A 12,337-nucleotide genomic window follows, 5' to 3' on the forward strand; every position below is an offset into this window, starting at 1 on the left:
CGGTCCGGGGGGACGGCTGGTTGTGGTCCAGCCTAATCCGCGCGTTCGTGCAGGAATGGTGGCAGTCTGCGGGGCCTCGGGAGAGCTGTGTGAAGCTGGGGTGGTGAACAGCATCCAGATCGCGGACGAGACGTTCATCGCCGCCGACGGTGCGCGGGTCGGGGCCGCGGTCGCCGACCGGTCGTGCTGGCGTCGCTGGTGGCCGGACCTGCGGCTGCAGGTCGTCGAGGACCGGGCCGACAAAGGCATCCGGTGGGCGATCACCGGCGCGCTGACCGGCACCATGGAGATCTGGCTGGAGCCGTCACTGGACGGGGTTGTGCTGCACTACTTCCTGCATGCCGAGCCGACCGGCGTGGCGGCCTGGCAGCTGGCCAAGCTCAATCTGGCGAAAATGACACACCGCCGTCGGGTGGCGGGCAAGAAAATGGCCTTCGAGGTCAAGACGACACTGGAACGGTCACGTCCGGTCGGAGTTTCTCCGGTAGTTTAGCCGGGTCAGGCTTGCAGGGAGAGTACCGTTTCGGGCCGTAGGCCCGGGGGTCAGACCCGCACGGTAGTTCCCCGCCGGCGGCGTCGACCGCTTGCGGGAGAGAGGGCAGCACCAGGTGGCGGAAAAAACGTCGCAGACCATCTACATCGAGGCCGACCCGGGCACCGTGATGGACGTCATCGCGGACATCGATTCCTACCCGCAATGGATCTCGGAGTACCGCGAGGCCGAGGTCCAGGAGACGGACGCCGACGGCAACCCGAAAGTCGCGCGGGTGGTGCTGGACGCCGCCGTGCTCAAGGACACCTTGGTCATGGCCTACCAGTGGCCCAAGGACCGGCAATCGGTCAGCTGGACATTGGTCTCCAGCTCGCTGTTGCGCTCGCTGGAAGGCACATATCGGTTGGCGCCCAAGGGATCTGGCACCGAGGTGACCTATGAGCTCTCGGTCGACCTCGCCGTCCCGATGATCGGCCTGCTCAAGCGCAAGGCCGAACGCCGGCTGACCGACACCGCGTTGAAGGATCTGAAGAAACGAGTCGAGGGCTGAGTGAGTCCAGCCAATCGCCGGCGCCCACCCCGGCCCGGATCAGCCTCTTCGTTGGTAAGGGCGGGGTAGGAAAATCCACGCTGGCCTGCGCCACGGCCGTCAGCGCCGCGAGCGCGGGCCAGCGCGTGCTGGTGGTCTCCACCGATCAGGCGCACTCGCTGGGCGACGTGCTCGGTGTTCCCGTCCCGCCCAGTCAGGACGAACTGGTTCGGGTCCTCGCCGATGACGCCCAGGCCGGCGGTGGTTTTCTGGACGCGCTGGCGTTGGACACGTTGGCCCTGCTCGAGGTGCGGTGGCGTGACGTGGTCGAGACGCTGGATCGGCGATTTCCCGACTCGGAGCTGAGTACCATTGCTCCAGAAGAGCTTTCGGCGCTGCCCGGGGTTCAGGAGGTGCTCGGCCTGCACGCCGTCGGTGAGCTGGCCTGCTCCGGCGCCTGGGACCGCATCGTCGTCGACTGCGCCTCGACCGCCGACGCGCTGCGGATGTTGACCTTGCCCGCCACCTTCGGGCTGTACGTCGAGCGGGCGTGGCCGCGCCATCGCCGGCTCTCCGTCGGCGCCGACGACGCGCGGTCCGCGGCGGCGGTGGAACTGCTGGAGCGCATCAGCGCAAGCGTCGAGGGGCTCGGTGCCCTTTTGACCGACGGCGAATTGGTCAGCGCGCATTTGGTGTTGACGCCCGAGCGGGTGGTTGCGGCCGAGGCGGCAAGGACGCTCGGGTCGCTGGCCCTGATGGGGGTGCGCGTCGAGGAACTCATCGTCAACCAGGTCCTGGCCGAGGACGAGTCCTACGAATACCGCAACCTGCCGGAGCACCCCGCGTTTTACTGGTACGCCGAACGCATTTCCGAACAACGTGGTGTTCTCGACGAGCTCGACGCCACCATCGGTGAGGTGGCCCTGGTCATGACTCCGCATCTGTCCGGCGAGCCGATCGGCCCCAAGGCGCTGGGCGCTTTGCTCGACAACGCCCGCCGCCGTGGCGGAACGCCCCCGCCGGGACCGCTGCGTCCGACGGTGGACCTGGAATCCGGCACGGGACTTGGTTCGATCTACCGGATGCGGCTAGCGTTGCCGCAACTCGATCCGTCGGGGCTGACGTTGGGGCGCGTCGATGACGACCTGATCATCAGCGCGGGCGGGTTGCGGCGCAGGGTTCGCCTGGCATCCGTGCTGCGACGGTGCACGGTGCTGGACGCCCACCTGCGCGGTAGCGAGCTGACAGTCCGATTTCGACCAGACCCGGAGGTGTGGCCTAAGTGAGTGGGGGTCATTCCGAAATCGGTCCGGAGCTGCGCAGGCTCGCCCAGGCGATCCTGGACGGTATCGATCCGGCGATGCGGACGGCGGCCGCGCTGACGGCGGGCCGGGGAGTCGGGACCGGCAAGTGTCAGCAGGTGTGGTGCCCGGTCTGCGCGCTGGCCGCGCTGGCGACCGGTGATCAGCACCCGCTGATCACCGTCATCGCCGACCACAGCATCGCCCTGCTCGAGGTCGTGCGCGCCATGCTCGACGACATCAACGGCGCGGCCAAACCGCCGCCCGACGGGCCGACCGACGACGGTGGCGCCGGGCCGGCGAGTCCCGAGGCCACGACCAGGACCCGGTATCAGCCCATCCCCGTCACCGTCGAGGAGTGACCCGGCCGCGCCGGAGGTGGTCCGCCGCCCACGCGATGGGTACAGTTGGCGCAGAACACCGGCGGGCGGGCGAGAGGGAGGGCCATGTGGTACTGGCTATTCAAGTACATACTCCTCGGCCCGTTGCTGGCCCTGCTCGGTAGGCCGAAAGTTGAAGGCCTGGAACATATTCCGAGTTCCGGCCCGGCGATCCTGGCCAGTAATCACCTAGCGGTGATGGACAGTTTCTACCTGCCGTTGGTGGTGCGCCGCCGGATCACCTTCCTGGCGAAAGCCGAATACTTCACCGGAACCGGTTTGAAGGGCTGGTTCCAGCGCTGGTTTTTCACCGCGGTGGGCCAGGTGCCGATCGACCGGACCGACGCCGACAGCGCGCAGGCCGCGCTGAACACCGCCGAGCGGCTGCTGTCGGCGGGCAAGTTGTTGGGCATGTACCCCGAGGGCACCCGTTCGCCGGACGGCCGGCTGTACAAGGGCAAGACCGGTCTGGCGCGGCTGGCGCTGCACACCGGGGTGCCGGTGATCCCGGTGGCGATGATCGGCACCAACGTCGTGAACCCGCCCGGCTCGAACATGCTGCGCTTCGGGCGGGTCACCGTCCGCTTCGGCAAGCCGATGGACTTCTCCCGTTTCGAAGGGCTGGCCGGCAACCGCTTCATCGAGCGCGCCGTCATCGACGAGGTGATCTACGAGCTGATGGGGCTTTCCGGCCAGGAGTACGTCGACATCTACGCCGCCAGCGTCAAGGAAAACCGCAACGGGGCGTCCGGTCAGGGATCGACCGGCGAGGCCGCGCGGATTCCCGAAACCGCCGTCGGCTGAACCGTCGCGATCAGCCGACCGCTGTCACCGGCGTCAATCGCTGCGGGGCGGAATCCCGCGCGGGCGTGCGCGCGGTGACCGTCAGCCCGGCCGCGACGAGGACCGCCAGCGCCCACCAGACGTAGGACATCCCCGCGAGCTGCCGCCACCAGACGGCCGCCGCCTCGTGATGCTTGGGTAGCAGGTCGATCGTCGACCAACGCATCAGCGCCACCCCCGCCGCGCCGACCACGCCCAGCGCCACGTTGCGGCGCCGCCAGGCCAGCACGGCCAGCACCACGACCGTCGGCAGCCCCCACACCCAGTGGTGTGACCAGGAGACCGGCGAGACCACCAACCCGAACAGCGCGACGCACACGACCGCCAGCACGGGCTCGTCGGCCCGCAGCACCCTGCGCATCGCCCACACCGTCAGCGCCAGGACCAGCAGCGAGGCGGCCACCCAGAGCAGGAAGCGCTGCTGCTCGCCCAGCCCGATGCGGGCCAGCGCCCCGGCGATGTTCTGATCGGTGTTCAACGCGGCCTCGCCGATCCGGTCGGTGTGGGCCAGCGTGTGCGTCCAGTACTCCCACGAATCGCTCCACGCCAGAACGAAACCGAGCGCCGTCGCCCCCACGAAGGACATCAGCGCGGTCACCGCGGCGCGGTTGTCCCGGCGCAGCAGGAAGTACAGCAGGAACACGGCCGGCGTGAGTTTGAGCGCGATGCCCAGGCCCAGCAACAGGCCGCGCGGCCACGGTGTGCGGCGCGGCACGCAGTCGGCGATCACCAGGGTCATCAGCACGACGTTGATCTGGCCGAAGGCGAAGTTCGACGTGACCGGTTCCAGCCACATCGTCGCCGCCGCGGTGATGACGACCGCGAGCCACCAGCGGCGCAGCCACGCCGGGCCGGGCAGCGCCGTCGACGCGGCCCAGACGTCGAGGCGGGTCAGCACGATCAGCGTCGACACGACCAGCAACACCAGCGTCAGCGCCGTGATCGCGACGCTGGCGGCCGGCATGTGCAGCCAGGCGAACGGGCAGAACACGATCGCGGCGAGCGGGGGATAGGTGAACGGCAGGTTGAGCCCGATCGGTGTGTGGAACAACACATCGCCGTGGTACAGCGAATGCCCGTGCATCCAGGCCTGCGCGCCCATCTGATACACGTCGATGTCGATGCGGTAGGGCGTGTGTCCGAACAGCTGCCAGGCCACATAGCCCAGCCCCGCCGCCGCCAGCAGCCAGAGCCCGCACCACAACAGGACGCGCCCGGGGTGGCTGCCCGCGCCGGGCGTCCGCGATCTACTCATGTCGCACAACAGCGTAATGGGTGCCTGGGCGTGCGAGGTGGCCCAGCGCGGCTCCCGCGGGGCGGACGCCCACAGGCGTACGTTTCAAGAGTGCTCCACTGGTTCGTTCTGCGGGTGACGCACTGGTTCGCGAACGACATCCTCGGCGGCGGCCGGTTGCCCCTGCTGTGCTGCCTGGTGGCGTTCATCCTGACCTTCTTCGTCACGCGGACGTTCGTGCGGCTCATCCGGCACCGCGCCGACGCGGGCCGGCCGGCCCGATGGTGGCACCCGCGCAACGTCCATGTCGGCGGCATCCACATCCACCACGTGACGTTCGGCGTGGTGTTGGTGTTGCTGTCCGGGCTGACGTTGGTCACCCTGTCCATCGACGGTCACGAGCCCGAATTCACCCTGTCCGCAATATTTTTCGGGATAGGCGCGGCCCTGGTGCTCGACGAGTACGCGCTGATCCTGCACCTGTCGGACGTCTACTGGTCGGAGGACGGTCGGACGTCGGTGGACGCCGTCTTCGCCGCGGTCGGGGTGGCCGGCCTGTTGATCATGGGGCTGCACCCGCTGATGTTCTTCCTGCCGATCTGGGAGGGCACCGATTCGTGGCCGCTGCGTGCCGCGGTGGCCGGCGGCCTGGTGTTGACGCTGCCGCTGGCCGTGGTGGTGGTGCTCAAGGGCAAGGTGTGGACCGGGCTGCTCGGCATGTTCATCGTCGTCCTGCTGGTGATCGGCGCGATCCGGTTGTCGCGCCCGCACGCGCCCTGGGCCCGCTGGCGATACACCGCACAGCCGGAGAAGATGCGCCGCGCGCTGCAGCGGGAACGGACGCTGCGTCGCCCCGTGGTGCGGGCCAAGCTGTACCTGCAGTGCGCGATCGCCGGCACCCCCGGGATGCCCGACGAGCGGGTCGTCGACGCCCAGCTGGACCACGAGGTGCACCCCGCGCCGCCGCCGACCGGGCCCATCCTGATCAGCAGATAGGCTACTCATAGGCTTTCAAGGTGCGGTACTTCTACGACACCGAGTTCATCGAGGACGGCCGCACCATCGAGTTGATCTCGATCGGGGTGGTGGCCGAGGACGGGCGCGAGTATTACGCCGTGTCCACGGAATTCGATCCCGAGCGCGCCGGTGGCTGGGTGCGCGCCAACGTGCTGCCCAAGCTGCCGTCCCCGGCGTCGAAGCTGTGGCGCTCACGCAGGCAGATCCGCGCGGACCTCGAGGACTTCTTAGGCGTCGACGGGGCCGACCCGATCGAGCTGTGGGCGTGGATCGGCGCCTACGACCACGTCGCCCTGTGCCAGCTGTGGGGCACGATGCCCGAGTTGCCGCGCGCGCTGCCCCGCTTCACCCGGGACCTGCGGCAATTGTGGGAGGACCGGGGGTGCCCGCCGATGCCGCCGCGGTCGCGCGACGCCCACGACGCGCTGGTCGACGCCCGCGACCAGCTGCGGCGATACCGGCTCATCACCGCGGCGGACGCGGACGGTCCTGGCGGCGACGCGACCGGGGAGCCGGCCTGAGCCCGTCCGAACGGCGTTCGCCCTGATCAGTCACCCTCGCCGCCCGGTTACCATGGACCGATGAACTGGACCGTCGACATCCCGATCGACCAGCTACCGGCGCTGCCGCCGCTGCCGCACGACCTGCGGGCCCGGCTGGACGCCGCACTGGCCAAGCCGGCCGCCCAGCAACCCAGTTGGCCGGCCGACCAGGCGACGGCGATGCGGACCGTCCTCGAGAGCGTGCCGCCGGTGACGGTGCCCTCGGAGATCCTCCGGCTGCAGGAGCAGCTGGCCCAGGTCGCCAGGGGCGAGGCGTTCCTGCTGCAGGGCGGCGACTGTGCGGAGACCTTCACCGACAACACCGAGCCCCACATCCGGGGCAACATCCGCGCGTTGCTGCAGATGGCCGTGGTGCTGACGTACGGCGCGAGCATGCCGGTGGTCAAGGTGGCCCGCATCGCCGGCCAGTACGCCAAGCCGCGGTCGGCGGACATCGACGCCCTGGGGTTGCGGTCCTACCGCGGCGACATGATCAACGGCTTCGCCCCGGATGCGGCCGCCCGCGAGCACGACCCGTCGCGGCTGGTGCGCGCCTACGCCAACGCCAGCGCGGCGATGAACCTGGTGCGGGCGCTGACGTCCTCGGGGCTGGCGTCGCTGCACCTGGTGCACGACTGGAACCGCGAGTTCGTCCGGACGTCGCCGGCGGGCGCCCGGTACGAGGCGCTGGCCAACGAGATCGACCGCGGCCTGAAGTTCATGAGCGCCTGCGGGGTGGCCGACCGTAACCTGCAGACCGCCGAAATCTACGCCAGCCATGAGGCTTTGGTGCTCGACTACGAGCGGGCCATGCTGCGGCTGTCGGAGAGCGAGGACGGCGAACCGCAGCTGTTCGACCTGTCGGCGCACACCGTCTGGATCGGCGAGCGCACGCGCCAGCTCGACGGCGCGCACATCGCGTTCGCGGAAGTGATCGCCAACCCGATCGGCGTGAAGATCGGCCCGACGATGACCCCGGAGCTGGCCGTCGAATACGTGGAACGGCTTGACCCGAACAACAAGCCGGGCCGGTTGACGTTGGTGAGCCGGATGGGCAACAACAAGGTGCGCGACCTGCTGCCCCCGATCGTCGAGAAGGTTCAGGCCACCGGCCATCAGGTGATCTGGCAGTGCGACCCCATGCACGGCAACACCCACGAGTCGTCCAACGGCTACAAGACGCGGCACTTCGACCGCGTCGTCGACGAGGTGCAGGGCTTCTTCGAGGTGCACCGCGCGCTGGGCACTCACCCCGGTGGCATCCACGTCGAGATCACCGGCGAGGACGTCACGGAATGCCTCGGTGGGGCGCAAGACATTTCGGACCTGGATCTGGCGGGGCGGTACGAGACGGCCTGCGACCCGCGGCTCAACACCCAGCAGTCGCTGGAGCTGGCGTTCCTGGTCGCCGAGATGTTGCGCGACTAGAACAGCCCGTTCAGGTTGCTCCCGATCGTCCACGCCGCGGTGGCGACCATCCCGGTGAGCGCCAGCACCAGGGCCACCCAGATCAGCACCAAGCGCCGCCCGCGCTGGCGGGCGTAGGCGAACTCGCCGATCGGAATGCCCGCGAATTCGCCTGTGACAGGCTGGTATTCGTAGGCTTCCTCGGGCTCGTCGTCGGACACCGGTGCGCGCTGCGGCTCGGACCAGTCCTCGGGGCCGCGGGTCAACTGGCGGGTGGGGTGGCGGACCGGAGCCGCCGCCGGCGGTGGCGCGGCAAACGGGCGTTGGCTCATGCGGCTGTGGTGCAGCGCCGCCGACCGGTGCTGCGCGGAGTTGCGCGGCGCGGGGACGGAGAAGTCCGGCAGCGCAAGCTCTTCGGCGATCGCCTCGAGGTCGGCGCCCATCTCGATCGCGTCGGCGTAGCGGTTGGCCGGGTCGCGCGCCGTCGCGCGCCGGACGAACTCGTCGAACTGCGGGGGCACGCCGTCGATCGCCGCGCTGGGCGGCGGCACATCGGTATCCAGCCGTTGGTAGGCGATCGACAGCGGCGAGTCGCCGGTGAACGGGGTGCGCCCGGTGAGCAGCTCGTAGGTGAGGATCCCGGCGGCGTACACGTCGCTGCGCGGGCTGGCGTCACCGTCGCGCACCTGCTCGGGCGACAGGTACGCCGCGGTTCCCAAAATGACGCTCGTGGAAGTGATTCCGGCGGCCGCGACGGCGCGGACCAAGCCGAAGTCCGCGATCTTGACCTCACCCTGGTCGGAGATCAGCACGTTTTCGGGCTTGACGTCGCGGTGGACCAGCCCGGACCGGTGCGCCGCGGCGAGCCCGCTCAGCACCGGGCGCAACACCGCGGCCACGGCGTACGGCGGCATCGGACCGCGCTCGGCCAGCAGCTCGCGCAGCGTGCCACCCTCGATCAGCTCCATCACCAAGAACGGGTGCCGGGAGTCCAGGCCCTGGTCGTAGACCGCGACGAGGCCGGGATCCTTCAGCCGAGCGACCGAGCGGGCTTCGCGCTGGAAGCGGGTCAGGAACTGGTCGTCGCCCGCGTAGCGCGAATCCATCACCTTCACCGCCACCGGGCGGTCGAGCCGGGTGTCGAGGCCGCGGTACACCGTCGACGTGCCTCCGCTGGCGATCTTGGACTGCACCAGGTAGCGGCCGTCCAGCAACGCGTTGTCCAGCGGGTCTGCGGCGCCGGCGTCGGCCGGGCGACGGTGCGGGCCGGGACGGCCGGACGACCCGGGCGATTCAGCTTCGGCCACGGGGCCATCGTAGGTGCGGCGGTGTGATTGGACGCCGGAACTTGGGTTCAATCCGCGTGGCAAGGCCTACACTTGCGCCGTGAGCAGTGTTCCTGCCGGCGACGATGTTCTGGACCCCGACGAGCCCACCTACGACCTGCCGCGGGTCGCCGAATTGCTCCGAATCTCGGTCAGCAAGGTGCAGCAGCAGCTTCGGGAAGGCCACCTGGTCGCGGTGAAGCGGGACGGCGGCGTGGTGGTGCCGCAGGTGTTCTTCACCAAGTCCGGTGAGGTGGTCAAGAGCCTGCCGGGGCTGCTGACGATCCTGCACGACGGCGGCTACCACGACACCGAGATCGTGCGGTGGTTGTTCACCCCCGACCCGTCGCTGACGATCACCCGCGACGGCAGCCGGGATGCCGTCAGCAATGCCCGCCCCGTCGACGCCCTGCACGCGCACCAGGCGCGCGAGGTCGTGCGGCGGGCGCAGGCCATGGCCTACTGAGCGGGCCTACTGAGCCGGCCTATTGAGCCGGCACTACGCCTTTTCCAGCGCGTCGTCCGCCGCGCCCGCCCGCCGGTCCGGCGCGCGGTCCAGGCTGTACCAGGCGATCAGCGCGCAGACCGTGGCCAGCGAGAAATGCAGCCACGAGTACATCCCGTGCGAGCCATCGGGTTTGAAGATCACCATCACCCACGTCGACAGCCCGGCGATGACCGCGATCGCCCGTCGCGATTGCGCCAGCGGGGCGACCACCGCCAATGGCCAGGAGTAGTACCACGGCAGGGCCGCGGGCACGAACAGCACCACGACGAGCATCGAGACCGCGATGCCGGTCAGCGCGGCGCGGTCGTCGCGCCGGAAGCGCCACCACAGCAACGGCAGCGACACCGCGATGACCGCGATTCCGACGAGGCGGGTGATGCGCAGCATCGGGTAGAAGTGCACCACGAAGAACCCGTTGAACACGGCGTGGATGATGTTGGCGGCGGCGGTCGGCACCGTGAGCCAGTTGATGATCTTCACCGAACCGGCCAGCGCGGTCAGCCACCCCAGGCCCACCCCGGCCACGGCCGACAGGATGCCGAACACGACGCCGAAGATCAACAGCGACATCGCCGTGGCCGCCGCGAACGCCGTGGCCGGCCGGTATCCGCGGCGGTCGCGCAGGTGGCGGGTCCAGACCCACACCATGAACGGCAGCGCGATTCCGGCGGTGGCCTTGACCGCGATGGCCACCGTGATCAGCGTCGTGCCCAGCACGTGCCGCCCGGCGAAACTCAGCGCGATGCCGGCGGCCATCAAGCCCACCATCAGCATCTCGTTGTGCACCCCGCCCATCAGATGGATGAGCACCAGCGGGTTGAGGACGCAGATCCACAGCGCCGTCGATCCGTCGGTGCCCAGGTGCCGGGCCAGCCGCGGGGTGGCCCAGATCAGCAGCGCCAGCCCCGGCAGCATGCACAGCCGCAGCAGCGCCGTTCCGGCCACCACGTTGTTGCCGACGGCCATGGTGACCAGCTTCGCCACCAGGATGAATGCCGGGCCGTAGGGGGCGGTGGTGATCGTCCAGATGGGACTTACGTTGTCCAGCAAGCTGTTCGGGTTGGCGACCGGCCCCACCGCGTAGGGGTCGAGGCCGTCGCGCAGCAGCGCGCCCTGCGCCAGGTACGAATAGGTGTCCCGGCTGAAGACGGGCACCGAGAGCAGCAACGGCACCAGCCAGAAGCCGGTGGTGGCCTTCATCATGAACTCGGTCACCTCGCCGGCCAGCACGCGCCGGCCCAGGCGCAGCCAGGCGATCAGCATCAGGCCCACGCCCGCCCACAACACCACGGACGACAACACCAGCCCGTGGCCAAAACGCAGCCAGGACATGTGGATCGACTCCAGCAGCGGGTCGTGTTGGCGGGTGCTGCCCGCGCCGAGGCCGCCCACCAGGATCAGCACCGAACCGAGCATGCCCAGCTTCGCCGGTCCGGACTCCGCCGCGCCGGCGAACGCGCGCAGCTGTGAAAACCACCCGGCGCCAGCCGGTTTCGCTTCCGGCGAGTCGGACGGTGGGGTGTGCGTCGGCGTCGTCATCGGCTCAAGCGGACCGGTCGGTGGCCATTCTGGCCAGCTCGGAGAGCCCCGCTTTGGCCGCCGCGTTGATCGGCGCGGCCGCCAGCGCCGCCAGGGCCCGCTGGGTCAGCTCGGCGATGCGGCGCTCCGCCGCGGCCAGGGCGCCCACCGACTCGATTACCCCGCGCAACCGGTCCACCTCGGCATCGGTCAACTGCGCCCCGATCGAGTCGCGTAACAACTTGGCCGCCAACGGATCCGACCCGTCGGCCAGCTCCAGCGCCTCGGCCAGCAGCACGGTGCGCTTGCCCGAGCGCAGGTCGTCACCCGACGGCTTGCCGGTCACCGCCGGGTCACCGAACACACCCAGCACGTCGTCACGGAGCTGGAAGGCCACGCCGATGTCCGTCCCGAACCGGCCGAAGACGTCCTGCACGTCGGGCCGGTCGGCGGCGGCGGCGGCCCCGAGCTGCAGCGGTCGCGACACCGTGTAACAGGCGGTCTTATAGGTGTCGACGTTCATCGCCGAGGCGATCGACTCGGCGGCGCTGGCTTCGGCGACGATGTCCAGGAATTGACCGCCCAGTACCTCGGTGCGGATTTCGGCCCACACGCGCTGTACCCGCCGCACGGCGTCGGGCGGCAGTTCCGCGTGGAACACGATGTCGTCGGCCCACGACAGCGCGAGATCGCCGAGCAGGATCGCGGCCGACATGCCGAACTGCTCCGGCGAACCCCGCCAGCGCCTGCCGCGGTGCAGGTCGGCGAACTGGACATGGGCGGTCGGGCGGCCGCGGCGGGTGGAGGAGTCATCGATGACGTCGTCGTGCACCAGCGCGCAGGCGTGCAGCAGCTCCAGCGCGGAAAACAGCAGCAGCACTTCGGAATCGGGTTCCCCGCTGGCCACGGCGCGCCAGCCCCAGTAGGCGAAGGCGGGTCGCAGCCGTTTGCCGCCGTTGAGCACGAAGCTCTCCAGGGCGGCGACCAGCACCTCGTAGTCGCTACCGATGTAGGCGGTGTCCGCGCGCCGGTCGTGCAGATACCGCCGGAGCCGATCGGTGATCGCGCCGGTCAACTCGACGGTTGCCGCTGCTGCTGGGGCTTTCGAGCTCAGCGCCGCGCCCCCTTCTGCTCGACGTGCTTGGTGTGGCAGGCCCGACCAGTGTATTCGGCGCGGCACCGGGGACCTTTGCAACCTGGCGTGGCGCTGATCGCTTCGACCGCCGCACTGTTCCCCCGC

Annotated in this window: 13 protein-coding genes; 9 read left to right on the forward strand and 4 right to left on the reverse strand. The window is 69.6% G+C overall.

The genetic code is table 11. From position 1 onward, the window contains the following. The first annotated feature begins 103 nt into the window (after positions 1-103). The 5 genes from A5691_RS15265 to A5691_RS15285 all read left to right on the forward strand — a co-directional run bounded on the left by A5691_RS15265 (position 104) and on the right by A5691_RS15285 (position 3,507). Positions 104-493 (forward strand): polyketide cyclase / dehydrase and lipid transport, encoded by a 390-nt coding sequence (locus tag A5691_RS15265; RefSeq protein ID WP_067758671.1) that lies wholly within the window; start codon positions 104-106, stop codon positions 491-493. A 115-nt stretch (positions 494-608) separates the two neighbouring features. Beyond that, on the forward strand, positions 609-1,043 hold the full coding sequence (locus A5691_RS15270) for an SRPBCC family protein (protein WP_067758522.1): 435 nt from the start codon (positions 609-611) through the stop codon (positions 1,041-1,043). Beyond that, a complete protein-coding gene (locus A5691_RS15275; RefSeq protein ID WP_197694445.1) occupies positions 1,040-2,308 on the forward strand; it encodes an ArsA family ATPase in 1,269 nt (422 codons plus the stop codon). The genes A5691_RS15270 and A5691_RS15275 overlap by 4 nt, the downstream gene beginning before the upstream one ends. Beyond that, complete coding sequence (locus tag A5691_RS15280; protein WP_067758528.1) at positions 2,305-2,685, forward strand: hypothetical protein; 381 nt, start codon at positions 2,305-2,307, stop codon at positions 2,683-2,685. The genes A5691_RS15275 and A5691_RS15280 overlap by 4 nt, the downstream gene beginning before the upstream one ends. Before the next feature lie 84 nt (positions 2,686-2,769). Further along, complete coding sequence (locus A5691_RS15285) at positions 2,770-3,507, forward strand: 1-acyl-sn-glycerol-3-phosphate acyltransferase (RefSeq protein ID WP_067758531.1); 738 nt, start codon at positions 2,770-2,772, stop codon at positions 3,505-3,507. Between the two features lie 10 nt (positions 3,508-3,517). On the opposite strand, the gene A5691_RS15290 is transcribed toward A5691_RS15285, so the two are convergent. Continuing rightward, on the reverse strand, positions 3,518-4,801 hold the full coding sequence (locus A5691_RS15290; protein WP_068018183.1) for a glycosyltransferase 87 family protein: 1,284 nt from the start codon (positions 4,799-4,801) through the stop codon (positions 3,518-3,520). A gap of 108 nt (positions 4,802-4,909) precedes the next feature. On the opposite strand from A5691_RS15290, the gene A5691_RS15295 reads away from it, so the two are divergent. From A5691_RS15295 to A5691_RS15305, 3 genes are read left to right on the forward strand one after another with little or no spacing between them, the layout of a single operon-like run. Then, positions 4,910-5,776, forward strand: coding sequence for a hypothetical protein (locus tag A5691_RS15295; protein ID WP_156670200.1), 867 nt, complete (start codon positions 4,910-4,912; stop codon positions 5,774-5,776). Between the two features lie 20 nt (positions 5,777-5,796). Continuing rightward, complete coding sequence (locus tag A5691_RS15300) at positions 5,797-6,318, forward strand: polyadenylate-specific 3'-exoribonuclease AS (RefSeq protein ID WP_067782938.1); 522 nt, start codon at positions 5,797-5,799, stop codon at positions 6,316-6,318. A gap of 60 nt (positions 6,319-6,378) precedes the next feature. Beyond that, the gene (locus tag A5691_RS15305; protein ID WP_067758544.1) at positions 6,379-7,767 is read left to right on the forward strand and encodes a class II 3-deoxy-7-phosphoheptulonate synthase; all 1,389 of its coding nucleotides are present in this window, start codon (positions 6,379-6,381) and stop codon (positions 7,765-7,767) included. Here A5691_RS15305 and A5691_RS15310 read toward each other — a convergent pair. After that, complete coding sequence (locus A5691_RS15310) at positions 7,764-9,053, reverse strand: protein kinase (RefSeq protein WP_068018186.1); 1,290 nt, start codon at positions 9,051-9,053, stop codon at positions 7,764-7,766. The two genes, A5691_RS15305 and A5691_RS15310, sit on opposite strands and share 4 nt — an antisense overlap. A gap of 79 nt (positions 9,054-9,132) precedes the next feature. On the opposite strand from A5691_RS15310, the gene A5691_RS15315 reads away from it, so the two are divergent. Continuing rightward, positions 9,133-9,537 carry an Rv2175c family DNA-binding protein gene (locus A5691_RS15315; protein ID WP_067758550.1) on the forward strand — a complete coding sequence of 135 codons (405 nt, stop codon included), beginning with the start codon at positions 9,133-9,135 and terminating at the stop codon, positions 9,535-9,537. Between the two features lie 33 nt (positions 9,538-9,570). Here the strand turns inward: A5691_RS15315 and A5691_RS15320 are convergent, their stop codons facing one another. Together A5691_RS15320 and idsA2 are read right to left on the reverse strand one after the other, a co-directional pair. Then, positions 9,571-11,118: an alpha-(1->6)-mannopyranosyltransferase A gene (locus A5691_RS15320; protein ID WP_067758553.1), complete on the reverse strand. Its 1,548-nt coding sequence runs from the start codon at positions 11,116-11,118 to the stop codon at positions 9,571-9,573. A gap of 4 nt (positions 11,119-11,122) precedes the next feature. Continuing rightward, positions 11,123-12,172 carry a bifunctional (2E,6E)-farnesyl/geranyl diphosphate synthase gene (gene idsA2 / locus A5691_RS15325; protein ID WP_067758557.1) on the reverse strand — a complete coding sequence of 350 codons (1,050 nt, stop codon included), beginning with the start codon at positions 12,170-12,172 and terminating at the stop codon, positions 11,123-11,125. Between the last annotated feature and the right edge of the window lie 165 nt (positions 12,173-12,337).

It is taken from the genome of Mycobacterium sp. E183 (assembly GCF_001667735.1).
GTDB lineage: Bacteria > Actinomycetota > Actinomycetes > Mycobacteriales > Mycobacteriaceae > Mycobacterium.